The sequence below is a fragment of the Lichenihabitans sp. PAMC28606 genome (genome assembly GCF_020616535.1).
GTDB classification, from domain to species: Bacteria; Pseudomonadota; Alphaproteobacteria; order Rhizobiales; family Beijerinckiaceae; genus Lichenihabitans; species Lichenihabitans psoromatis.
Genome location: NZ_CP085136.1, coordinates 1,363,958 through 1,385,942, shown reverse-complemented (window position 1 = coordinate 1,385,942; position 21,985 = coordinate 1,363,958). Strand labels below are relative to the sequence as shown.

At 63.1% G+C, this 21,985-nt stretch carries 20 protein-coding genes and 1 pseudogene; 8 read left to right on the top strand and 13 right to left on the bottom strand.

Features of this window, described 5'->3' with window-relative positions:
* Positions 1 to 26: 26 nt before the first annotated feature.
* The 3 genes and pseudogenes from LGH83_RS20080 to dnaK form a co-directional block, all read right to left on the bottom strand.
* Positions 27 to 647: pseudogene (locus tag LGH83_RS20080) on the bottom strand (class I SAM-dependent methyltransferase); the annotation flags it as partial.
* Positions 648 to 734: 87 nt separating this feature from the next.
* On the bottom strand, positions 735 to 1,865 hold the full coding sequence (dnaJ, locus tag LGH83_RS06675) for a molecular chaperone DnaJ (RefSeq protein ID WP_227401115.1): 1,131 nt from the start codon (positions 1,863 to 1,865) through the stop codon (positions 735 to 737).
* 255 nt (positions 1,866 to 2,120) lie between these two features.
* Complete coding sequence (gene dnaK, locus LGH83_RS06670; protein ID WP_131195317.1) at positions 2,121 to 4,037, bottom strand: molecular chaperone DnaK; 1,917 nt, start codon at positions 4,035 to 4,037, stop codon at positions 2,121 to 2,123.
* 291 nt (positions 4,038 to 4,328) lie between these two features.
* Between dnaK and LGH83_RS06665 the strand changes: the two genes are divergently transcribed.
* Entirely contained in the window at positions 4,329 to 5,210 is an 882-nt protein-coding gene (locus LGH83_RS06665; protein ID WP_227401114.1) for an S-methyl-5'-thioadenosine phosphorylase, read from the top strand.
* A gap of 46 nt (positions 5,211 to 5,256) precedes the next feature.
* Positions 5,257 to 5,793: an adenine phosphoribosyltransferase gene (locus LGH83_RS06660; RefSeq protein WP_131118586.1), complete on the top strand. Its 537-nt coding sequence runs from the start codon at positions 5,257 to 5,259 to the stop codon at positions 5,791 to 5,793.
* Here LGH83_RS06660 and LGH83_RS06655 read toward each other — a convergent pair.
* The 6 genes from LGH83_RS06655 to LGH83_RS06630 form a co-directional block, all read right to left on the bottom strand.
* Positions 5,762 to 6,256 (bottom strand): MaoC family dehydratase, encoded by a 495-nt coding sequence (locus LGH83_RS06655; RefSeq protein WP_227401113.1) that lies wholly within the window; start codon positions 6,254 to 6,256, stop codon positions 5,762 to 5,764. The two genes, LGH83_RS06660 and LGH83_RS06655, sit on opposite strands and share 32 nt — an antisense overlap.
* Positions 6,257 to 6,258: 2 nt before the next feature.
* The gene (locus LGH83_RS06650; RefSeq protein WP_227401112.1) at positions 6,259 to 6,747 is read right to left on the bottom strand and encodes a MaoC family dehydratase; all 489 of its coding nucleotides are present in this window, start codon (positions 6,745 to 6,747) and stop codon (positions 6,259 to 6,261) included.
* Entirely contained in the window at positions 6,744 to 8,732 is a 1,989-nt protein-coding gene (locus tag LGH83_RS06645; RefSeq protein ID WP_227401111.1) for an AI-2E family transporter, read from the bottom strand. The genes LGH83_RS06650 and LGH83_RS06645 overlap by 4 nt, the downstream gene beginning before the upstream one ends.
* A 219-nt stretch (positions 8,733 to 8,951) precedes the next feature.
* Positions 8,952 to 9,857: a hypothetical protein gene (locus LGH83_RS06640; protein ID WP_227401110.1), complete on the bottom strand. Its 906-nt coding sequence runs from the start codon at positions 9,855 to 9,857 to the stop codon at positions 8,952 to 8,954.
* A 454-nt stretch (positions 9,858 to 10,311) separates the two neighbouring features.
* On the bottom strand, positions 10,312 to 11,898 hold the full coding sequence (locus LGH83_RS06635) for a glucan biosynthesis protein (RefSeq protein ID WP_227401109.1): 1,587 nt from the start codon (positions 11,896 to 11,898) through the stop codon (positions 10,312 to 10,314).
* Between the two features lie 2 nt (positions 11,899 to 11,900).
* Positions 11,901 to 12,137, bottom strand: coding sequence for a hypothetical protein (locus LGH83_RS06630; protein WP_131118575.1), 237 nt, complete (start codon positions 12,135 to 12,137; stop codon positions 11,901 to 11,903).
* A gap of 163 nt (positions 12,138 to 12,300) precedes the next feature.
* Here LGH83_RS06630 and LGH83_RS06625 point away from each other — a divergent pair, with 163 nt between their 5' ends.
* From LGH83_RS06625 to LGH83_RS06610, 4 genes are all read left to right on the top strand, one after another.
* Positions 12,301 to 13,476 carry a DNA topoisomerase IB gene (locus LGH83_RS06625; protein WP_227401108.1) on the top strand — a complete coding sequence of 392 codons (1,176 nt, stop codon included), beginning with the start codon at positions 12,301 to 12,303 and terminating at the stop codon, positions 13,474 to 13,476.
* 65 nt (positions 13,477 to 13,541) lie between these two features.
* Positions 13,542 to 15,161, top strand: coding sequence for a gamma-glutamyltransferase family protein (locus tag LGH83_RS06620; RefSeq protein WP_227401107.1), 1,620 nt, complete (start codon positions 13,542 to 13,544; stop codon positions 15,159 to 15,161).
* A 192-nt stretch (positions 15,162 to 15,353) separates the two neighbouring features.
* The gene (locus tag LGH83_RS06615) at positions 15,354 to 16,133 is read left to right on the top strand and encodes a DeoR/GlpR family DNA-binding transcription regulator (RefSeq protein ID WP_227401106.1); all 780 of its coding nucleotides are present in this window, start codon (positions 15,354 to 15,356) and stop codon (positions 16,131 to 16,133) included.
* Complete coding sequence (locus LGH83_RS06610) at positions 16,130 to 17,302, top strand: MFS transporter (protein WP_227401105.1); 1,173 nt, start codon at positions 16,130 to 16,132, stop codon at positions 17,300 to 17,302. Before LGH83_RS06615 ends, LGH83_RS06610 begins: the two co-directional genes overlap by 4 nt.
* A 10-nt stretch (positions 17,303 to 17,312) precedes the next feature.
* On the opposite strand, the gene LGH83_RS06605 is transcribed toward LGH83_RS06610, so the two are convergent.
* The 3 genes from LGH83_RS06605 to LGH83_RS06595 are packed head-to-tail and all read right to left on the bottom strand — an operon-like array spanning position 17,313 to position 19,814.
* Positions 17,313 to 17,909, bottom strand: coding sequence for a Smr/MutS family protein (locus LGH83_RS06605; protein ID WP_227401104.1), 597 nt, complete (start codon positions 17,907 to 17,909; stop codon positions 17,313 to 17,315).
* Positions 17,906 to 19,048, bottom strand: a complete 1,143-nt coding sequence (locus LGH83_RS06600) for a murein transglycosylase A (RefSeq protein ID WP_227401759.1) — start codon at positions 19,046 to 19,048, stop codon at positions 17,906 to 17,908. The genes LGH83_RS06605 and LGH83_RS06600 overlap by 4 nt, the downstream gene beginning before the upstream one ends.
* A 43-nt stretch (positions 19,049 to 19,091) precedes the next feature.
* Positions 19,092 to 19,814, bottom strand: coding sequence for a Tim44/TimA family putative adaptor protein (locus LGH83_RS06595; protein WP_227401103.1), 723 nt, complete (start codon positions 19,812 to 19,814; stop codon positions 19,092 to 19,094).
* Between the two features lie 209 nt (positions 19,815 to 20,023).
* On the opposite strand from LGH83_RS06595, the gene LGH83_RS06590 reads away from it, so the two are divergent.
* Together LGH83_RS06590 and secB are read left to right on the top strand one after the other, a co-directional pair.
* Complete coding sequence (locus LGH83_RS06590; protein ID WP_227401102.1) at positions 20,024 to 20,497, top strand: FxsA family protein; 474 nt, start codon at positions 20,024 to 20,026, stop codon at positions 20,495 to 20,497.
* Positions 20,498 to 20,595: 98 nt separating this feature from the next.
* The gene (gene secB, locus LGH83_RS06585) at positions 20,596 to 21,087 is read left to right on the top strand and encodes a protein-export chaperone SecB (RefSeq protein WP_131118559.1); all 492 of its coding nucleotides are present in this window, start codon (positions 20,596 to 20,598) and stop codon (positions 21,085 to 21,087) included.
* A 70-nt stretch (positions 21,088 to 21,157) separates the two neighbouring features.
* On the opposite strand, the gene LGH83_RS06580 is transcribed toward secB, so the two are convergent.
* Positions 21,158 to 21,985 (bottom strand): universal stress protein, encoded by an 828-nt coding sequence (locus tag LGH83_RS06580; protein WP_227401101.1) that lies wholly within the window; start codon positions 21,983 to 21,985, stop codon positions 21,158 to 21,160.

The following is a 21,985-nucleotide window of genomic DNA, read 5'->3' as shown; positions in this document are numbered from 1 at the left end:
TCCTGCGCGTCTCCGCCGGCCGTTGCGCGACGATAGATCCAAACGCGCGCCGGCGGAAGGTTGAGCCAGACAGGAGCCGACACCTTTGCGTCGAAGCCGAGATCATTCTCCCGATGTTGGCGGGGGATGGGTGACGTCAAGCCATAGGTGAACTGAATGAAGGGCGCATCGGGACGCATCAGGGCGAAAGCGTCGCCGAGGAGCTCGTACCGTTGGCGCTCCGGTCGTGTAAGCAGCGGGAGACTTGAGACGATGGCGGCGGCCGGATCGAACAACAAGCCCGACAGGGTGGCGCCGAGCGCATAGGCATCGCCTTGCACGACCTGACATCCCGGGTAACGCCGTGACAGCAACTTGCAAAATGCAGGCTCGAACTCGACCAGGACCAAACGTTCCGGCGCAACGCCTCGGCGGATCAAAGCGTCCGTCACGGGCCCTGTTCCCGGTCCGAGTTCGATGATGGGTCCCGGTATGGAGGGATCGACGTAGCGGGCCATCATCCGAGACAGCGAGCGGCTCGAGGGCGAGACAGCGCCCGTCGTGAGTGGGCTCTCCAGCCACGTCTTGATGAAGCGGGCTTCGTCTTTCCAACGAAACCCGCGATAGGCGTTGGCCTTGACCTTTGACGGACGATCAACGTCGAACAAGGGTGAACGCAACGCGTGATCCTTCAGTGAAAAGCGCCATTCGGCGTCGTCTTTGACCATGACCGGGTGATCCCGGTCATGAGAGGATTAGTGACTGAGCTGATCGAAAAAATCTTTAATCTTCTCGAAGAACCCATTGGATTCAGGATGTGTCGTGGTCGATGAAATCGACTCAAACTCGTTCAGCAGTTCCCGTTGGCGCTTGCTGAGGTTCTGCGGCGTCTCGACCATGGCCTGGATGTAGAGATCGCCGAGGTCGCGGGACCGCAGGATCGGCATACCCTTACCTTTGATGCGAAACTGCTTTCCGGACTGCGTTCCTTCTAGCACCTTGACCTTGGCCTGCTGACCATCGACTGTCGGCACCGAAAACTCTCCGCCGAGCGCGGCCTGAACCATGGAAATCGGCACGCGACAGTAAAGATCCGCGCCGTCCCGCTGGAAGAACTGATGCGGCTTGACCGCGAGGAAAATGTAGAGGTCACCCGCGGGTCCGCCGCGCAAGCCGGCTTCACCCTCGCCAGAAAGCCTGATGCGCGTACCATCCTCAACGCCGGCCGGGATGTTGACCGACAGTGCCCGTTCCCGCGTCACCCGACCTGAGCCGGCGCAGCTCGCGCACGGATTGTCGATGATCTCGCCGCGACCTTGGCAGGTCGGGCATGTCCGCTCGATCGCGAAGAAGCCCTGCTGGGCGCGAACCCGTCCCTGGCCTCCGCAGGTGCCGCAGGGGCGGGGCTTCGAGCCAGGCTTCGCTCCGCTTCCCGAACAGGCCTCACACGAGATCGAGGTCGGAATATTGACCGTCGCGGTCTTGCCCTTGAAGGCATCTTCCAACGTGATATCGAGATTGAAGCGGAGATCCGAGCCACGCTCACGACCGCCGGAGCGACCACCGCGCGACCGGCCCATCATGTCGCCGAAGAGATCGTCGAAAATATCCGACATCGACGAGCCGAAGCCCTCGCCCATGCCGCCGCCCTGTCCGCCTTGCTCGAAAGCGGCGTGGCCATAGCGGTCATAGGCGGCGCGTTTGTCCGCGCTGGAAAGGCACTGATAGGCTTCGTTGAGTTCCTTGAATTTCGCTTCCGCCGCCTTGTCGCCAGGATTGCGATCGGGATGGCATTGCATCGCGGCCTTGCGGAAGGCTCCCTTGAGCTCGACCTCAGTCACGGTCCGGCTTACGCCGAGGATTTCGTAATAATCAGCTTTGGCCATTCAAGCCATGTCCCATCTTAAATGCCGGGCCTGCAGCAGACGAACCGATCCGCCGTTGCAATGTGCGGAACGGAAATGCTCCGACCTCGCGTCGCTTCTGGCAGGCTGACGATGACAGTCGTAGGTGCCATGAGCACAATTTCGCCGCAAGCTGAAACCTCGAACGGACGGCGTCGCCCACAATCCTCAAACCAAAAATCCGGAGCGCGACGCGCCCCGGACTGATTGGTGAAAGGCCTGACCGATCAGCGAGGATCAGGCGTGGCGCTTCTTGTCGTCGTCGCCAACTTCCTTGAAGTCGGCGTCGATGACGTCCTCGTTGGCGTTAGCCGACGTGTCAGCCGCCCCAGGAGCCGCGCCCTCGCCGGACTGAGCCTTGTACATCGCCTCGCCAAGCTTCATCGACGCCTGCATCAGGTCGTTGGTCTTGCTCTTGATCGCCTCGACGTCTTCACCGTCGAGAGCAGGACGGAGAGCCGCGATTGCCGCTTCGACCGCGCTCTTGTCGGCGGCCGACACCTTGTCCCCATATTCCGCGACCGACTTCTCGGTCGAGTGAATCATGGCCTCGGCCTGATTCTTGGCATCGATCAATTCGCGACGCAGCTTATCGTCCGCCGCATGCAATTCGGCGTCCTTGACCATCTTATCGATATCGCTGTCCGACAGACCACCCGACGCCTGGATGCGGATCTGCTGTTCCTTGTTGGTGGCCTTGTCCTTCGCGGTCACATTCACGATGCCGTTGGCATCGATGTCGAACGTGACCTCGATCTGCGGCACACCACGCGGCGCGGCCGGAATGCCGACGAGATCGAACTGGCCCAGCACCTTGTTGTCGGCCGCCATCTCGCGCTCGCCTTGGAACACGCGGATCGTCACCGCGGTCTGGCTGTCTTCGGCGGTCGAGAACACCTGGCTTTTCTTGGTCGGGATCGTCGTGTTGCGATCGATCAAGCGGGTAAACACGCCACCCAATGTCTCGATGCCGAGCGACAGCGGGGTCACATCGAGGAGCAGCACGTCCTTGACGTCGCCCTGGAGCACGCCGGCCTGAACCGCCGCGCCGATGGCCACGACCTCGTCCGGATTGACGCCCTTATGGGGCTCCTTCCCGAAGAACTGCTTCACGATCTCCTGAACCTTCGGCATGCGGGTCATGCCGCCGACCAGAACGACCTCGTCGATCTCACCGGCCGTAAGGCCTGCATCTTTGAGAGCCTTGCGGCACGGCTCGACGGTGCGCTGGATCAGATCCTCGACCAAGCTCTCGAACTTGGAGCGGGTCAGCTTCAAGGTCAGATGCTTCGGGCCGCTCGCGTCAGCCGTGATGTAGGGGAGGTTGATGTCTGTCTGGCTTGCGGACGACAGCTCGATCTTGGCCTTTTCGGCAGCTTCCTTGAGGCGCTGGAGGGCCAGCTTATCCTTGCGGAGATCGACCGTGTTTTCCTTGCGGAACTCATCCGCGAAATATTCCACGAGGCGCATGTCGAAGTCTTCGCCGCCCAGGAACGTATCGCCGTTGGTGGACTTCACCTCGAAGACACCGTCGCCGATCTCGAGGATCGACACGTCGAAGGTGCCGCCGCCGAGGTCGTAGACCGCAATCACGCCGGTGCTCTTCTTATCGAGGCCGTAAGCAAGCGCGGCGGCGGTCGGCTCGTTGATGATGCGAAGCACTTCAAGGCCGGCGATCTTGCCAGCGTCCTTGGTGGCCTGACGCTGAGCGTCGTTGAAATAAGCCGGAACAGTGATGACCGCCTGAGTCACGGTCTGGCCCAGGTAGGCCTCGGCCGTCTCTTTCATCTTCTGCAAGATGAAGGCTGAAATCTGAGAAGGCGAATATTGCTTGCTGTCCGCCTGAACCCACGCATCGCCGTTGGACGCCTTGGTGATCTTATAGGGGACGAGACCCATGTCCTTCTTGGTCATCGGATCTTCGAAGGTCCGGCCGATCAGACGCTTGATCGCGAAGAAGGTGCGCTCCGGATTGGTGACGCCCTGTCGCTTGGCCGGCTGGCCAACGAGACGCTCTCCCTCATCCGTGAAGGCCACGATGGATGGTGTGGTACGCGCGCCCTCGGCATTTTCAATGACCTTGGGCGTCGAGCCTTCCATGACGGCGACGCAGGAGTTGGTTGTCCCGAGGTCGATGCCGATTACTTTTGCCATGTCGTAGTATCCTTTCTTTTTCGCAGAACCGCCGGATCCCGAAGCGATCCGGCTATGGGCGGACGAGGGCTCCGTGTCACGGGCCTCGGACGACCGGTCCCCGATGGTGAGTTGAAGATGGGAACGCCCTCTCGGAGCGCAAGCGCGGATCGACAGATAGGAAGGCTTTTTTGCCGCGCAAGCGGGGCGAAAACGACGGTTTTAGGCGAGTGACGCTGCGCTTTGGCACTTGCGTCTTCCCCGCGCTGCCGCGATGGTGCGGTGCGGAATCGGGCAATCGGTCGAGGCACCATGGGCAAAGCGATAATCGGTATCATCGGCGGCTCCGGTGTCTACGATCTCCCCGGGCTTGAGGATTATCGCGAGGAGCGTGTCTCGACGCCTTGGGGCGAACCATCGGACGTGCTTCGGTTCGGCCGCTTGGCTGGACGCGATGCCGTGTTTCTGCCGCGGCACGGCAAAGGCCATCGGCTGTCACCCTCCGGCATCAACTATCGCGCCAATATCGACGCCTTGAAGCGGGCAGGAGTGACCGATCTCATCTCCGTGTCGGCCTGCGGGTCTTATCGGGCGGAGCTTTATCCGGGCCTTTTCGTCATGGTCGATCAATTCGTCGACCGCACCCACGGTCGCGAAAGCTCGTTTTTCGGCAACGGCTGCGTCGTCCATGTCTCGATGGCGCATCCCGTCGCGCCTCTGCTACAGGCGCGTCTCGCCGATGCCGCAACCGCCGAGTCGATCCCGTTTAAGAAGGGCGGGACGTATCTCTGCATGGAAGGTCCGCAATTCTCGATGCTGGCCGAGTCGCTCACCTATAAGTCGTTCGGCTACGATGTTGTCGGCATGACCGCGATGCCCGAAGCCAAGTTGGCGCGCGAAGCCGAGATCTCCTACGCGACGGTCGCCATGGTGACGGATTTCGACTGTTGGCATTCCGACCACGGCCATGTCGACGTCGCATCGGTGCTTCGGGCTGTGCGCGAGAATGCCGAGTCGGCCCGCACCCTTATCACGCGCCTCATCCGCGATTTTCCAGAAGAGCACGAAGAGTGCCCGATCGGCTCGGACAAGGCGCTCGACAACGCCTTCATCACGGCACCCGAGGCACGCGACCCTGCCGTCCTTGCGAAGCTCGATGCCGTCGCGGGACGTGTCCTCGGCCCCCGATCCTAACAACGCGTTTGGCCACATCTGGCCAGGCGCACGCGCGAGTCACCTCATGATCACCGACGACCTCAAGGCTTCGATCCGGACGATCCCGGATTATCCGAAACCAGGTATCCTGTTCCGCGACATCACGACCCTGCTCGGGAATGCACGCGCCTTTCGACGCGCGATCGACGAGTTGGTGCAGCCCTGGGCCGGCACCAAGATCGACAAGGTCGCCGGGATGGAAGCGCGTGGATTCATTCTTGGCGGAGCGGTCGCTCATCAGTTATCGGCCGGCTTCGTTCCGATCCGCAAAAAGGGCAAGCTTCCCTTTACGGTCGTCAGTGTGGCCTATTCGCTGGAATATGGCATCGACGAGATGGAGGTTCACCAAGATGCAGTCTTGCCAGGCGAGCGCGTCATCCTGGTCGACGACTTGATCGCGACAGGTGGAACGGCCGAGGGTGCGGTCAAGCTGCTGAAGCAGATCGGCGCAGACGTCGTTGCGGCCTGCTTCGTCATCGACCTTCCCGATCTCGGCGGCGCCGAGAAGATCAGAAACCTCGGGGTTCCGGTCAGGACCCTGATGGAATTCTCAGGTCACTGACCGTAAGGTCGGCGGCGGGTCGTCGCCGCCATAAGACGCAACCCTCGAAGCTGAACGCCACCGTGCCATCGGCTTTGTGGCCGGTGCAATGACTGAACACCAACCCCCAATCGGGCTTCGAGGTCACGCGCTTGCCGGTCACGCAGGATGCGAAGGACAGGGTGTCGCCGGCAAAGACAGGGACGATCCACTTGAGGCTCTTGAAGCCCGGCGACGGTCCCACCTGCATCGGCCCGCTGCCCTCCTCGGCTTGCCGGGCCGCGACATTGAGCTTCATCCAGATCGCGGCCGTGTGCCACCCCGAGGCGGCCAAACGGCCGAAGGGACCCGTGCGCGCGGCCTCCTCATCCATGTGAAAGCTTTGGGGATCGTAACGGCTTGCGAAGGCGACGATCTCCTCTGCCGTGAACAGATGGGACCCGAATTGGACCGTCTCGCCCACCACCACGTCCTCGAAGAACATGGTCACGCTCCCTTGTCACGACAGCCGAACATGATCGTGTTGGCCTGCGTCATGACACAGGTGCCGGTCTGGTTCATCATCTCGAAAGCAAAGCCGACGAGGCCCATCTGGGGACGCGACCGGGATCGCCGGGCCGACGTCACGCGCGCCGACATTCGCAGGCGATCACCGGCACGCACCGGCGCGCGCCAGTTCAGTTCGTCGATCCCTGGGCTTCCCTGCGAGGATGAGCGATGCAAAAAACCATCGAAGATCATCCGCATGCCGAGGGACGCCGTATGCCAGCCAGACGCCGCGAGCCCCTTGAGCGGCGACGAGAGAGCCGCGGCCTCGTCGAGATGAAACGGCTGCGGATCAAACTCCGCCGCGAACGCCCGGATCTCCGCCTCGGTGACGAGGTAATCGCCGAATACGAACTTACGACCCTCGTGGAAATCCTCGAACATCAGGCGTTCGGGCACAGCGGCGGTTTCAGGATCTCCCGCGCTCATGAGAGAGCCGGGACCACGGCCGGAAGCGTCGCGGCCGTCTCGATCGGGTCGACCGCGTCGACAACTCCCTCAGGCGGCTGCGACATGCAATAGCGGATCGCATCCACGAATGTCGTCACTTTCGGGTCTTTGACGACCTGATCGATCTCCTCATCCGTGTCGCGGAGACCGCCGATGCGCCACCATGCACCAACGAGGATGTGAGCTCTCGGCGCTCGACGTCGTAAACGCCGAAGCACGAACCGCAAAAAGGCCGGGCTGCTGCCGTCCAAGGCCGAAAGGCAGATCAGCGCGACGCCGGCAACGTCGAGGTGATCGATTTCCGTTTTAGACAGCGCGGTGTAGCTCTCACAGCGGGCGCCGATCTGGTGGCCGAGAAACACCTGCACCAGCATGGCGGCGGCGGCGTCGTCGAGCGGGCCACGCGCGCCGACACACAGCACACTGCCGGCTTTCGTAAATTGCGGCGGTGTCTCCGGCACGAGATCATCCGGCTTGGTCGCGACGTCGGCATCCGTCACTTCCGTCGGCTTGCCGGTCGACCAGAATTTTTGTCGATCGTCCGGCTGATCGTCCCCTGGCGCGTCGCGCTCGAGATCTTCGACGACGTCCAGGGCCGCGGCCTTGATCTGCTCCTGCCGATCGTGATCCAGCCTGTTTTGCGCCACATCGCCTTGTGCCAGAAGCAGGCCAGGCAGAGCCACGGCGTCGTAATATTCGGAGACCGACATCGCGCTGAGGCATTTTTGCGCCTGGTCGGACGCTTCGACCGGATCGTTGGCCAGCAGACGTTGATAGAAGGTCTCTGACGGAGCGAGCGGGGGCCTGTCACCGAGCAGCACATCGAGAAACTCGAGCTGTTCGACGTGGCGCCCGAGCACGACGAGGCACACCGTGAGAGGCGTCGACAAGAAGAGGCCGACCGGACCCCAAAGAACCGTCCAGAAGGTGGCGGCGATGATGATCGCGATGGGTGATAAGCCAGTATTGTGCCCATAGGCGAACGGCTCGACCACCTGACCGATGACGCTTTCGACCGCGAGCAGCATCGCCGCAGTCCAGATTACCATGCCCCATCCCGGGTCGACCGCCGACGCGAGCACCAGGGGCACAATCGAGCCGATGACCGGACCCACATAGGGAATGAACCGCATGCAGGCGAAAATGATGCCAAGCAGGATAGGGCTCGGGACGCCGATCAGCCACAGACTGATCCCAACGATGATGCCCGATGCCGTGTTCACGGCGCATTGCGTGAGCAAATATCGGCTCAGCCGCTTCGCTCCGTCGTCGATGGCGGCTGTCGTGCGCTGAAGGTCGGTCGCACCAAAGAGGCGAATGGCGCGGTTACGGAGATCCTCTCGCTGCAAGAGGATGAAGACGACGAAAATCAGCACGATGCCGGCTGTCGCGACCGGGTGAACCAAAGGCGCGCTGACACGCAGGATTGTGTCGATGGCGCTCGGCGTTGGCGCAATGATTTCCACGGGCATGGGCGCAGCGGCAGGCTTTTCGCCTGTAGTCTGTTGTGTGGCGGCGGCGGGGCTGCCGCTTCCGCTGACGACCTGCGCCTCGGGCTGCCGATTCACGGCTTTGCTGATCGTCGCGATCGCGTCCTCGATCCGCTGCATCGAGCCGCCGGTCGACATGCCTTGTAAATACTGAATTTTGCGGACAATCGTCCTCTCGTAACGGGGGACATCGTTGGAGAGGTCGCGCAATTGCGTCGTGATCAGCGCGCCCAAAGCGCCTAGAAACACGACGGCGATCATGACCGTGATGACCACGGGCGGGATCCGGCCCAGACCCAATTTCTGCAGCTTCCGCACGCTCGGTGCGAGGACGAAGCCAAGCAGAATCGCAAGAGCGATCGGCACGAGGATTTCACTGCCGAAGTAAAGCGCAGCGATCACGGCCGCGCAGGTCGCGAGAGTTCGCGTGCTATTGCGCTCGCTCGAGGGGAGGGTCGCGGTTACCTGAGCCATCGTCTTATCCGCCTCCCGGAGCAGCGTCCGACGGAGAGGCCCTCCCAGAGTTGACCTCTCCCGATCGACCTGCGCGACACCCTCGCGGTCACATTAAACTTTGGCGTCTCGCTCACCAACGCAAGGTAATCGGATACAAATCCGCTCCACCCAAGGCCACTGATGCCATTGGGAGGAGCGGGTCACTCGTGATGCGGTCCGGCGTGGACCGCAGGAGCCTTAGCGGGTCAGTGCCGCAGCGTCGCGAGCACGGCCACCGAAGGTAGCAGCGATGGTCGACGAGAAGGCGCCGATCAGCATCGAAATAAATAGCCACAAGGACAGATAAGCGGCGGCCTTGCGGGCCGCATCGGCGGCATCACGTGCAGTCTGTTCGGCCTTGGCGGCAGCAGCCTTGGCCTGAGCAATCGTGTCGTCGACGCGCTTTTCTGCATCGGCCTGGCTCAGGCCCGTCTTGGCGGCAATCAACTGACCGACGTAGGTCTTGTCCGCCGGTGCAATCTCACCGCTGGCAAGGCTCCGCGACATGATGCGGCCGACTTCGGCAACGGTTGCCTGATTGTTCGGATCGGTCGCAGCCTTGTCGCTGCGGAACAGCATATCGGTGAAATAGGACTGGACGCCGGAGTTATTGGCGGCCTGTGTGCTGGCAGCACCGCCGACTGACCCGACAGCGCTCGCGAGCCCGGAGACAACACTGCCGGTCGCCTGAGCGCCGGTGCCGATAACGGACGACGCCGCAGATGCTAACAAGGTCGCGCTGACGATTGCGCCCACAGCCCAGGTCATGAACCCGTGCGCGGTGTCACGGAAATAGATTTCGTCGGAGTGGACGCTCGTCCAACGCGTGCGAAGGCGACCGGCCAAATAGCCGCCCATGCCGGCCGACACGATCTGCACGATGATGAGCCAGATGATGGCAGACGTGCCCAGCGTCGTGCCCGACGCACCCGAGTTGGCGTAAGGAGAGATGGATGCCAAGCCGACTCCGGTGCCGAGCGACAGCAGAATGAGCGAAAGCGCGGACGCAACGACGGCACCGCCGATAATGGCAGCCCAGGAGACCGCCGAGTAGCCGGATTCGTTATTGGCAGCAAGGGCTGCAGTATTTGGTGTCAAAGCCATGTGAGCCTCGTGACGATGTATTGATCAGGAAGGGCGCGAACACCCTGGCGGTCTCGTCAGCGAACGAACAGCGCGATGAGAATGATGATTGGGATCGGAATACCAATAAACCAAAGAAGAATTGAACGCATGACGTCGTTTCCTTGAAATGAACGACCGTCAACGTCGGCTGTCCCGCTCAAGTTCCAGCTAATGCCGCGATTTGGCTACGGAAACGACGCTCTTTGTGTAAGTGTCGGGCAGAACTAATCGAGGCTGTACAAGGTTAGTGTCTATCTGCCGATACCGCCTGCGGCGCCGGATCTGCGGTCACCGCCACAAGCCTGGATGTGGCCTTCTCACCAACGCGCCTCGGGTCAGCGATGTGACTGCAGTCGGCAGGGTCGCGCACGGCCAAACGGCGAGCCGCGTCTTCGATCGAGAGACCGGGCGCGCCACGCTCGCCCGGGTGCGATCAGAAGGGATGATATTGGAACGCCCAAGTCTCGGTCAGAATGTCGTTGCCCATCTTAAGATAGCAGCGCATCTCCACCGGGTCCGTTCCATCGACCACGAGATCAAATTGGGCCCGCCAGTGGCCGTTCACCCCATCCGGCACCGCCTCTGTGTACACATAAGGCGTGAACGTGCCGCGCGAGGTGTTGAGCACGGCCTCCGGCTTGACGCCGAACGGTAGATTTTCGAGCGGGCCACCCAGGAATTCCACCATGAACTTTCGAACGCCGGCGGGACGGGGCAGGCCGGGTTGTCCGCCGCGTCCGAGCCGAGTGGCGACACATTTGGCAAGCGGCGACGGATGCGGCTCGTTCGCGACCCAGAACAGCTTATACTTGAAAGCATAGGTCTTGCCGGCCGTCGCGGGTTCGGCAGGCACCCAGGTGGCGACGACATTATCGTGGATCTCGTCGTCCGTCGGGATCTCGATCAACTGAACCGCGCCCGCACCCCAGTCGCTGCCGGGTTCGACCCAAAGGCTCGGCCGGCGATCGTAAAAGACGCCATCCAGATAATGATCGAAAACCCGGTCGCGCTGCAGCGCGCCATAGCCGCGCGGCGAGTGATCCGAGAAGGACGAGGCGGTCGTGCGCTCGGGATTGTTGAGCGGCCGCCAGATCCGTTCGCCCGAGCCTGTCCACAAGGCGAGGCCATCCGAGTCATGCACCTCGGGGCGCCAGTCGATAGCGGTGTCCTTCTTGGTTTCGGAGAACCAATACATCGTCGTCAACGGAGCGATGCCAAGGCGGGCGATGTCCTTGCGAAGATTGAGCGTGTGCTCGATCTCCATCGTGACGCCTTTGCCCCGTGTCATCTGGAACCGATAGGCCCCGGTCAGGGACGGGCCGTCGAGCAGGGCGTTGACCACGATGGTGTCGTCGCTCGTCGGCGTCTCGATGTAGAAGCGCGTGAAATCGGGAAATTCCTCGTCGCGATCGGCGACGGCGGTGTTGACCGCGACGCCGCGGGCCGACAGGCCATATTGGTAGAGTTCGCCGATCGCACGGAAATAGGCCGCGCCGAGGAACGCCGCCCAATCATTCTTATGCCAATCAGGCTTGCCGGAGCGAGGCTCCTGAATCCGGAAGCCGGCAAATCCAACACCCTGCGGCAATTGTTTGGCCGGAGAATTGGCCGGCATGTCGAACATGGCTTGATTGTAGACGATGGGCCGAGCCTGATCGGCGTCGACCACATACATTTCGACGGACTTCGGGAAGAACTTGCCGATGTGGAAGAAGGTCACCGGAAACTGGCCCGGACCATTGGCGAAGAGGGCCGACTCCGTATTGAACGTGATCTGCCCCCAGCGCTCGTAATCGATCTTCGACACGATCTCTGGATCGGGCTGACGCGGTGCCGCATAGGGCTTCCCGGCGAGGTCGACCGCCATGGCCTTGAGGGCCTCGAACGAAAAGACTTCCGGTGCTCCGAGCGTAAGGCTTCCCGCGGCGTGAGCCGGTGTGAAACCTGTTGGGAGAAGACCCGCCGCGCCTGCGACCGACAGGGCGGTCAGCACCTGCCGGCGATCGAATAGGTCAGTCATGGTCAGCCCCGGATCGGTTCGACCTTGATGGCCGCCCGCATGAAGTAGAAAAGCGCCACGAAGCCGAGCAGGCCAAAGGCGATCTCGACGCTGCGAGCCACGAGGGGCGGCAACTGAAACAATCCACCTAGCGCCCAGCCCGCGGCCCAGGACATACCGACGAGTTCGGTGCCGACGAGGATCGCCACGCAGGAGATGGTGGTCAGGTTCGCCCAGTTGATCGGCTTCGCGGCAGGCAAATGAAACTCCGATGATCGGCACGGCACGTCAGGTCACCGGCCCTAAAGCATCGCGACCCTTGAAGCAAGGTTCGCGGATCGCGCCCTGTGCCATTCGGACGCCGCAGGAACCTTGCCTCGCGACTCGCATTGGCACTCCGCTGAGGAACTGAGGAAGCGCGGCATGTCCATCGCAGAGGATCGAGATCCCGACGACCCGCAGGTGGTTGATCCGCGCGATGCGGCCGAAAGTGCCGGGCTTTGGTACGTGACCGACGAGGATCAGGGCATTCGTCGTCAGAAGGCCGGCAAGGGCTTTTCTTATCGCGGACCGGACGGTCGCAAGATCACGAATACCGAAACGCTCGATCGCATCAAGGCGCTCGCGATCCCGCCGGCCTACACCCATGTCTGGATCAGCGAACGAGCCGACGGCCATATTCAGGCGACGGGTCGCGACGCCAAGGGACGCAAGCAATATCGCTACCATCCGCTGTTCCGCGAAATCCGGGATAGCGCAAAATACGAGCATGTGACGGCATTCGCCGATGCCTTGCCGCATATTCGGGACACGGTTCGTCGACACATGGCTGAGAAGGGGCTGAGCCGGCGCAAGATCCTGGCCACCATCGTCTATCTTCTCGAAACGACGCTGATCCGGGTTGGCAACGAGGATTACGCGCGGAAAAATCAGTCCTATGGTTTGACGACGCTTCTCGATGAACATGTCGAGGTCGACGGGGCTGGGCTCCATTTCGAGTTCAAGGGCAAGAGCGGGAAGATGTGGCGGCTCGACGTCCGCAACAAGCGCGTCGCCGCCATCGTCAAAGCCTGTCACGATCTGCCGGGCCACCACCTGTTTCAGTTCCTCGACGACGACAAACAACGCCACAGCGTCGGCTCATCCGACGTCAATTCCTACTTGCGCGAGATCACCGGCCGCGACGTAACCGCGAAGGATTTTCGCACCTGGGCCGGAACCGTGCTGGCCGCCATGGCGCTGCACGAAATCGGCATTATCGACAGCGAGGCCAAAGCCAAGAAAAACATCCGCGCCGCGATCGAACGTGTCTCGTCCCGGCTGGGAAACACGCCGACGATCTGCCGCAAATGCTACATTCATCCAGAGATTCTGAGCTGCTATATGAGCGGTGAGCTCATGCTGGAGATCAAGGATGATATCGAAGCCGAGCTACGGAGCGATCTTCCCAAATTGAGGCCGGAAGAAGCGGCCGTGTTGGCCTTGCTCGAGTCGCGCCTGAAGCGGGACATCGACGACGCTGCAGCGGAGGCCGCCAAACAAGCGTCCGCGCCGCATCGGAAAGGCAGCCGACTACAGCCGAGCGCGCGCGACGCGTGATCCGATGATGTCATCCAGCTCGAACTTGGGTTAGCGTCTGCGCTTCCTCTTGCCGTGGCACGCTCGTGATCGAAACTCCCGTCTTTTCCCATGCGGCGACCGCTGCTCCCCACCAGCTTGCAGCCGATGCGGGCCGCGATGTCTTGATCGAGGGTGGCAATGCGATCGAGGCGATGGTCGCGATGGCCAGCGTTATCGCCGTGGTCTATCCGCATATGAACGGGCTTGGCGGCGATGGATTTTGGACCATCGGCGAGCCGGGCCGCGCCACGGCCGAGCCGATGGTGCGCGCAATCGAAGCCTGCGGTTATGCCGGCGCCAAAGCCACGCTGAAGAGCTACGACGACCGGGGCTACGACCGGCTCCCGTCACGCGGGCCGGATGCGGCCTTGACGGTGCCGGGCGCGGTGGACGGCTGGCGTGCCGCTCTCGAACTCTCGGCCTCGCGGGGTGGCAAGATGCCCTTGTCGCGGCTGCTCGAACCTTCGATCCGCCTCGCGCGGGACGGTTACCCGGTCTCGCGCTCGGAAGCCTTTTACGAGCCGATGGAACTCGCCAGCCTACGCGATGCGCCGGGTTTTCTCGACACGTTCTGCCTCGACGGCAAAGTGCCGGCGGCGGGCGACATTCGCCGCGTCCCGGCGCTTGCGGCCACCTTGGAGCGGCTGGCCCATGTGGGGCTCAGCGATTTCTATCGCGGTGACATCGCGCGCGAAATGGCGTTCGACCTCGATCGGATCGGCGCGCCCGTAACACGGGAGGACTTGCGCCTCTACGAAGCGAAGTGGCGCAAGCCGCTCAGCCTGCGTCTTCCCCATAGCCCGGCCATGCCGGCCGCCCGCCTCTTCAATACGCCGCCGCCCACGCAAGGCTTGGCCGCGCTGGTGATCCTCGGCCTGTTCGCCCGCCTTGGCGTGAAGCGCGGCGAGAGTTTCGAGCATATGCACGGGCTGATCGAAGCCTCGAAGCTGGCGCTGCTGATCCGCGATCGGGTCTGCACGGATTTCGACCACCTGCGTGAGGATCCGGACGATTACCTGACGGCCGGCTATCTCGACCAACTCGCGGCACGGATCGACATGCGCCGCGCGTCCTCGCCTGTGCTGCCGCCCAGCGATGGTGGAACGGTCTGGATGGGCGCCATCGGCGCCGATGGCCTGGCGGTTTCCTACATCCAGTCGGTTTATTGGGATTACGGTTCGGGATGCGTGTTGCCGCGCACCGGCGTGCTCATGCAGAATCGGGGTCTGTCGTTCTCGCTCGATCCGAAGGCGCTGAATGCGCTCCGTCCGGGGCGACGGCCGTTTCATACGCTGAACCCGCCGCTTGCGCTCTACGACGACGGTCGCGTCATGTCCTACGGCGCGATGGGCGGCGACGGCCAGCCGCAGTTTCAGGCACAGGTTTTCACCCGCGTCGGTTTCGGGCAGGGGCTTGCGGATGCGATCGATGCGCCGCGCTTTCTGTTTGGTCGCACCTGGGGCGACGCGCACCAATCGCTCCGCCTCGAAAGCCGCTTCGATCCCGATGTGTTGCTGGCGCTCGAACGCGCCGGGCACGACCTCGTCATCGACGGCGCTTATTCGGATCGCCTCGGCCACGCAGGCGCGCTTATCAGAACGCCACGCGGGCGGATCGACGCCGCGCATGACCCGCGCTCCGATGGAGGCTCCGCCGGATTCTGACCAGAACGGGATGTCCGACTCAAGCTGAACGAAACGGATCGGCGATCGAGACCCGATCGACCCGAGGTGAGCCGCGGTAAGGAAAGGCCGCATAAAGCGCAGCCGCGCAACGAATCGACATAGCCGACGATTCAAAACATGCACAATCGTGCAAAAACGTGCGATACCACGCAACGACACGTGAGGTCGCATATGATTCTGCCCCATGAACGCGTTGCCGATATCAGGATGCGGCTCGACCGTGACGGACGCGTCATCGCGGCCGAGCTGGCACGGGACTACGAGACATCCGAGGATACGATCCGTCGCGACCTGCGCGATCTTGCGGCGGCCGGTTTTTGCCGCCGGGTCTATGGCGGGGCGCTGCCGATCTCTCCCGCCTCAGGCACGCTTGCCGAACGCAGGCTCGTCAATGCTGATGTCAAAATGGCACTCGGCCGCGCCGCCGCCGCGCTTGCGGTGCCTGGACAGTTGATCGTCCTCGACGCAGGCTCGACCAATCTTTGCATTGCCCGGGCGTTGGCGACCCAGGCGAGCCTCACGATCGCCACCAACGCTCCCTCGATCGCGGCCGCTCTCGAGCATGCGAGCGGCATCGATCTCATCATGATCGGCGGCAGCGTCGACAAGCGCACCGGTGGCACGCTCGGTGCGCGCGCGCTTCGCGACGCACTCGTTTTGCGACCGGACCTTTATTTCATCGGCGCCTGTGCGGTCGAAGTCGAGACGGGTGTGTCGGTCTTCGGCGCCGAGGAGGCGGAGCTGAAACGCGCGCTCATCGAGGCGAGCGGCTCGGTCGCGACTGCCGTGACGGACGACAAGGTTGGGACGGGCGCGCCCTTCGCGGTGCTGCCCTGGACCGACCTCGACCATCTGATCGTCGAACATGAAACATCGCTGACACGCATGCGACGCCCGCACGACGCAGGGCCGCAGATCCATGTCGCGCAAACCGCCAAGGAGACACCATGACGACCCTCATGCCCACGGTTCGTGAGGCCACTTGGAACGAGCGCGCGTCGACGCTCGCGATGTTCCTCACGCTCGGCCTTGCAGTCGGCACCTGGGCAGCAGCCCTGCCGGGTCTCAAGTCCGAGCTCGGATTGTCGGACCGCGATCTCAGCTTTGCCTTGCTGGCGCTGGCGATCGGATCGGTCGGATCGACGATCGCGACTGGTATCATCGCGCCGCGCTTCGGCACGGGCCGCTCGACCGGCGTGTCCGCACTCGCCATGGTGGTGGCGTTCGCGTTGCCGGCTTTCGCATCCAGCTACGTGCAGTTGCTCATGTCGGCGCTGCTGATGGGCATCACGACCGGAGCTCTGGATATTTCGGTCAATGGGCATGCCAGCGATGTCGAGCGGCGCTGGACGTCGCCGATCATGTCCTCGTTCCATGCGGCATTCAGCCTTGGCGGGCTGATTGGCGCGGCTTTCGGCGGCTTGCTGGCCGGCGCCGGTTGGCAGGTGGCAGGGCAGATCTTCGGGCCGCTGCTGCTCGCGGCGCTCGTGGCGGTTGCGGCGATGCCGTGGCTTGGCTCCGGCGCGCGTCACGCGGACAAGCCCGAGATCACCTTTGCGATGCCGGAGCGCAGCATGTTGGGTTTGTGTGCCGTGGTGCTGTTCTGCTTTTTAATCGAAGGCGCGATGGCGGATTGGAGCGCGGTCTATCTCGCGACCGTGACACAATCCTCGCCCGCCATCGCGGCGACCGGCTATGCCGCTTTCTCGATCGCGATGGCGGCGGGACGCGTGGTCGGCGACGGGATCGTGACGGCGCTTGGTCCGAAAAGGGTGGTGCTGTTCGGCGGATTGCTGGCCGCGACCGGCATGGGGCTGGCGGTCGCTTTTCCGGATCCGCTGGTCGCCGCCATCGGCTTCGCGCTCGTTGGCGCCGGCGCCGCCAACATCGTGCCGGTGGTGTTCAGTGCGGCCGGGCGTTACGGCTCGTCGCCCTCCGCCGGCGTCGCCATGGTGGCGACAGTCGGCTATGCCGGGTTTTTGGGAGGGCCTCCGATCATCGGCTTCGTGGCCAGCGTGGGGGGATTGCGGCTCGCGCTGGGTCTTCTGGTCGTGGCCGCCGTGCTGGTCGCGGTCGGCGGCCTTGGGCTCGATCGCGGCGGGAAAGCCGCGTCCTCTTGATGTGGTAACTCTACCGCTTGCGAAGCCGCACGTAGAGCGCACCCATGCCGCCATGCGGTACACCAGCTTCCTCGAAGCCGAGGACGATGGAGCGAAGGTCCGGCTCCCGGAGCCAGTGTGGGACGGCTCGCCGCAACACACCGGGTTCCGTCTCGAAGAGCGACGACAGCGGCAGGCGCGAGCGCCCCTTTCCGGTCACGACCAGAACGAGGCGCGCGCCGCGGCCATGCGAGCTCCGCAAAAATCCAATCAAGGCGGCATGGGCCTGGGCTTGCGTCATGCCGTGCAGATCGATGACGCCATCGATATCGATGCGCCCATGGGTGACCTTCTGCCGAAAGCGCTTTTCGAAGGGTGCAAGAGGCGGAGCCGCCGGTTTCGCGGCCTGGGTTGGCGGCGAGTAGCTTGGCATTCCGGCCGTCGCGCGCCGGGGTTTCTCGGCCGTTTTTGGGGCGGCGTCGGGTCGGACGGAGATCTCCGGTTTCGCCGGAGCCGAGACACGCTGAGGCAGAACCGCACCGCTGCGCGGCGCGACGCTCTGCACAACCCGCAGCCAGATCTCGATCTCAGCATCCGACAGCAATCGTCGGCCTCGGGGCGGGCTCACCTCGGCGCTCCGCCACGACCCTTCGGCCAAAGCACCACGAAGGTGCCATGATGCCGGATGCCGCCCGCGAGCCGTCCCGCCGCCTCGCCGGTGCCGAAAAACAGGTCGGCGCGTGCTGGCCCCGTGATGGCGGACCCGGTATCCTGCGCGATCATGAGCCGCGCGAAGCGGGCGGCAGGCCCGCTCGGCATCCACGGCAAGGTCGCATCGACCCAGAACGGCAGCCCATAGGACCAGAGCGTCCGATCGATCGCGATCGATCGCAAGGGCGTCAGCGCGAAACCAGCGCCGCCGATCGGCCCGTCTCCCGAGGCATCCAGCACAGTCTCGAAGAAAATATAGGATGCGTTTCGCTGCATAACGCTGCGCCCGAGCTGACCCACCGCCTGGCCATGCTGCCGAAGCCAGGCTTTCAGGCCGTCCAGCACCAAGGCGTCCGGCGAAAGACCAGTCTCCTCGACGATGATCTTGCCGATCGACGTATAGGGATGCCCGTTGCGGCCCGCATAGGTGATCCGAAGGACACGGCCATCCGGCAAGGAGACGCGCGCCGAGCCTTGCACCTGCACCAGGAACACCTCGACCCAGTCGCGCAGCCAAACCACCGGCCGATAGGTGCCGTTTGCGATGCCAGCCTCGATGGCGGCACGGTCAGGGTATCGGCTCAGTGCGCCGTCGCGTCCAACTTGGGCGGCCGAATAGCCCGCGAGGGCAGCGGGGCGGGGCTCGTCGGCCGCGAATGTCTTGAGGTCGTCGGGGCGGTCGAGAAGCGGAGCCGTAAATGCTGGGCTTGGCTCGAGCGATGCTTCAAGCAGCGGCTCGTAATATCCTGTAAAAAAAGCATCTTTGCCCGTCGTGGAAGCCACTCGGAACGGGACGAAATGCGTCTCGAAAAAGCGCTTGCAGATGTCGGCAGATGGGTGCTGGTCGAGCGCCACGGCGGCTTGGAGGATGGCGCGAAGATCGTCCGGCACGGCGAGCGCGGGACGAAGCGCGGGCGATGCGTCCAGAGCCGCTGTCGCCGATCGGAGTAGGCAGGCGAAGGCGGCTCGATGATCGTCCGCGGAAAAGCCATCGAGCTCATCGAACCGCAATCGAACGGCCCCCGGAAAAGGCAGGTCTCCGCCAGTCGGGGCCATCGTCACGACTAGATCCGGGCGGGCCTACGGGCCGGGACGCGCATCAACGCCCCGTTTCGGTCGCGACGAGCTTCCAGTTCGGGTCGCGCGACCCGATCTCGCGCGCGAAGGTCCAGAGGTCGAGCATGTCGGCCACGGTATCCGAGCTTCCTTCGATCTCTTTGCCGTCAGAACCCTTGGTGATCGAAATCGATTGCGCGGCGAACTGCACCGAAATCTGCGCCGTCTTTCCGCGCAGCTGAACATCGTCGATCTTCGGTGTCGCCAGAGACACGAATGTCGTCTCGACGATTTCGCCGCGTTGCTCGCGTGCCGTGATGGCTGTGTTGAACCCGTCATAAACATCCTTGGCCAGCAGTGGCTGCAAGGTCTGCCGGTCGCCCTTGGCAAAGGCGAGGATGATCGCCTCATAGGCGGCCCGCGCACCGTCGATAAAGGGCGCGACCGCGAAATCGGGATCGGCCTTGACGATCTGGTCGAGCCCGATCGCAACCGGTGACCCCGCCGTCGCGAACCCCTTCCAGCGATCCGGGTCGTCGACGCGGGGCGACGACATCACGCCGTGATCGGCTGCGCCCGGCAGGCTTACGACATTTCCGCGATCGGGCGCGGCATTGGCCGCATCGGCCGGGTTACGACGAGCAAAGGGGTTGGTCGGCGGCCGTTCGTTGCCGGTGCGCGTGCCCAGCACCGAGCGAAGCTTCCAGACCACGAAGATGGCCAAAAGCGCGAAAACCACCGTCGAAACGTCAAAGGACCCGTTCATCGTCCGCCCATTGTAAAAAGACACGCAACCCTGCGGAGTTGCAAAATCGCCGGTCAACACTCATCTTCGACCCGTAGGCGTCCAAAAGCGTTCCGATGCATATGTGGTGAGCTTCGCCTAACATCCAATGCTACCGGAACAAAGCCACGAGGCTTTCGGGCGATCGGTTATGTGTCGCCTGTGAATGTGGCGCTTCGAGGTACAGGGTCGTGATCTACGCGCAACGTCTGTCGTTCCCGTCGCTCCCGGGCGGTCTCAAATGGTTCCTGCTCGGCTGGGCTGTCGCCGAGGTCGTGGCTTTTGCCTTTGTGGTCCACCTGATCGGGCTAGGCGGCGCCCTTCTGCTGGGACTCGCGACGACGGTGGTCGGGATCGTGATGCTGCGCCGGATCGGGGCCGATGCGTCGCGCAGCCTGCGACGATCGATGATGGGGGGTGAAGCGCCGAGCGGCGCCTTGCTCGACGGCATGCTCAGTGCCTTTGGAGCCGTGCTGCTGATCCTCCCTGGTTTTGTGTCGAACCTCGTCGGTTTTGCCCTGGCGGCCCCTTCCGTTCGGTTGTCAGTGGCCCAACGGTTCGGCGGCGCGATCGGGGCCAGGCCGCAACGCCGCCCGAGCAGAGCTGCGCCCAACGTCATCGATCTTGGGCCTGACGATTGGAAGACTGTCGGTCCGCAGCAATGAGCGGCCGCCTTGTTGGGCAAAATCATCCATGCTAAGCGGCCGGGCGCTGATCGGCTTGGTTGAACGGTCAACTGACGCTTAAGCACGGGAGAAGTTTGATGGCCGAGGCCAATGGCAACGGGAACGGCGCAGGTGCCGATACGCAGCCGCAATTGAACGCGCTGGTCCAATATATCAAGGATCTTTCGTTCGAGAACCCGAATGCGCCGCGTTCGCTTGGCCCTCAGGAGAAGGGTCCGAATATCTCGATCCAGGTCAACGTCAACGCCAAGCAGCTGAGCGAGACCGATTTCGAGGTCGATCTGAACCTCGAAGGTTCCGCGGGCGAGGGCGCCGACACGCTGTTCAAGTTCGAGTTGGCTTATGCGGGCGTGTTTCGCGTGCGGAACATTCCGGCCGACCAGGTGCATCCGGTCGTCATGATCGAATGCCCCCGTTTGCTGTTCCCGTTCGCGCGCCAGATCGTGGCGGATGCGGTTCGCAACGGCGGCTTTCCGCCGCTTTATATCGATCCGATCGACTTTGCTGGCCTCTATCGCCAAAAGGCGGGCGAGAATGCCGGCCAGCAGCCGGGCATTCCGGTCGGCTGAACGGCCTGTCCCTCTTCATGAGACCGAAGCCCGCTCGAGAGATCGAGCGGGCTTTTTTTCATTCTGCGATCTAATGCGCCATGAAGACCGGGATGTCGGAATGAGCCAAGATGTGGCTTGTGGCTCCCCCAAAGATCATCTGACGAAGCCGGCTTTGCGTGTAGCCGCCTTTGATGATGAGGTCGGCGCCGATCTCGACCGCTTTGCTCAAAATCCCTGGCCCCTCGTTGCCTGACTTGCTGTCGGCCTTCAGGGTCTCGGTTTCGATCCCGTCCCGCTCCAACGCCGCCGCCAGCAAGGTCCCTGACGGGCCGGGCACGTTGCTGACCTCGAGCGTCAGAATCACGACGCGTTTGGCGCGACGCAGGAACGGCATGGCGGACGCTACCGTGCGGGCGGTTTCGGAACTCCGGTTCCAGGCGATCAATACCGTATCGCCGAGCCGTTTTGGTACGGTGGGCGGGGCAATCAGCACGGGCCGTCCGCTCTCGAACAGAACGGATTCGAAGGTGGCTTGTCGCGGGTCGTGGCCGGCCGACCCGGGTTTGCCCAGAACCACAAGATCATAGACCCTCGACGTGCATCCAACGATGCCGTCGTTCGTCATCTTATTGGTCCAAACCGCGACGGGACCATTGTTGCGGGTGTCGCGCGGGTAACCGGCATGATCCATCGCGGCTGTGAAGTGACGGGCGGCGCGGTCGGTCAACACTTGACGAGTGCGGGCATCGAATACGGTCGCGCCGATCGAGATGTCGGCCACGACGATATCCGAGATGTCGGGCGCGATTGGCACGCCTTCGAGGTAGCTGTCGAAGGTCTGGCCGACCAGGACGGCTGTCGCCAGCACCGAGTCGATGCAGGAATGGTCTTCCACGAGCACGAGAACGTTTTTCAT

Coding starts and splice junctions, on each gene's coding strand:
- dnaJ (WP_227401115.1), bottom strand. CDS start 1,865: ATGGCCAAAGCTGATTATTACGAAATCCTCGGCGTAAGCCGGACCGTG.
- dnaK (WP_131195317.1), bottom strand. CDS start 4,037: ATGGCAAAAGTAATCGGCATCGACCTCGGGACAACCAACTCCTGCGTC.
- LGH83_RS06665 (WP_227401114.1), top strand. CDS start 4,329: ATGGGCAAAGCGATAATCGGTATCATCGGCGGCTCCGGTGTCTACGAT.
- LGH83_RS06660 (WP_131118586.1), top strand. CDS start 5,257: ATGATCACCGACGACCTCAAGGCTTCGATCCGGACGATCCCGGATTAT.
- LGH83_RS06655 (WP_227401113.1), bottom strand. CDS start 6,256: ATGTTCTTCGAGGACGTGGTGGTGGGCGAGACGGTCCAATTCGGGTCC.
- LGH83_RS06650 (WP_227401112.1), bottom strand. CDS start 6,747: ATGAGCGCGGGAGATCCTGAAACCGCCGCTGTGCCCGAACGCCTGATG.
- LGH83_RS06645 (WP_227401111.1), bottom strand. CDS start 8,732: ATGGCTCAGGTAACCGCGACCCTCCCCTCGAGCGAGCGCAATAGCACG.
- LGH83_RS06640 (WP_227401110.1), bottom strand. CDS start 9,857: ATGGCTTTGACACCAAATACTGCAGCCCTTGCTGCCAATAACGAATCC.
- LGH83_RS06635 (WP_227401109.1), bottom strand. CDS start 11,898: ATGACTGACCTATTCGATCGCCGGCAGGTGCTGACCGCCCTGTCGGTC.
- LGH83_RS06625 (WP_227401108.1), top strand. CDS start 12,301: ATGTCCATCGCAGAGGATCGAGATCCCGACGACCCGCAGGTGGTTGAT.
- LGH83_RS06615 (WP_227401106.1), top strand. CDS start 15,354: ATGATTCTGCCCCATGAACGCGTTGCCGATATCAGGATGCGGCTCGAC.
- LGH83_RS06610 (WP_227401105.1), top strand. CDS start 16,130: ATGACGACCCTCATGCCCACGGTTCGTGAGGCCACTTGGAACGAGCGC.
- LGH83_RS06600 (WP_227401759.1), bottom strand. CDS start 19,048: ATGGCCCCGACTGGCGGAGACCTGCCTTTTCCGGGGGCCGTTCGATTG.
- LGH83_RS06595 (WP_227401103.1), bottom strand. CDS start 19,814: ATGAACGGGTCCTTTGACGTTTCGACGGTGGTTTTCGCGCTTTTGGCC.
- secB (WP_131118559.1), top strand. CDS start 20,596: ATGGCCGAGGCCAATGGCAACGGGAACGGCGCAGGTGCCGATACGCAG.
- LGH83_RS06580 (WP_227401101.1), bottom strand. CDS start 21,985: ATGAAAAACGTTCTCGTGCTCGTGGAAGACCATTCCTGCATCGACTCG.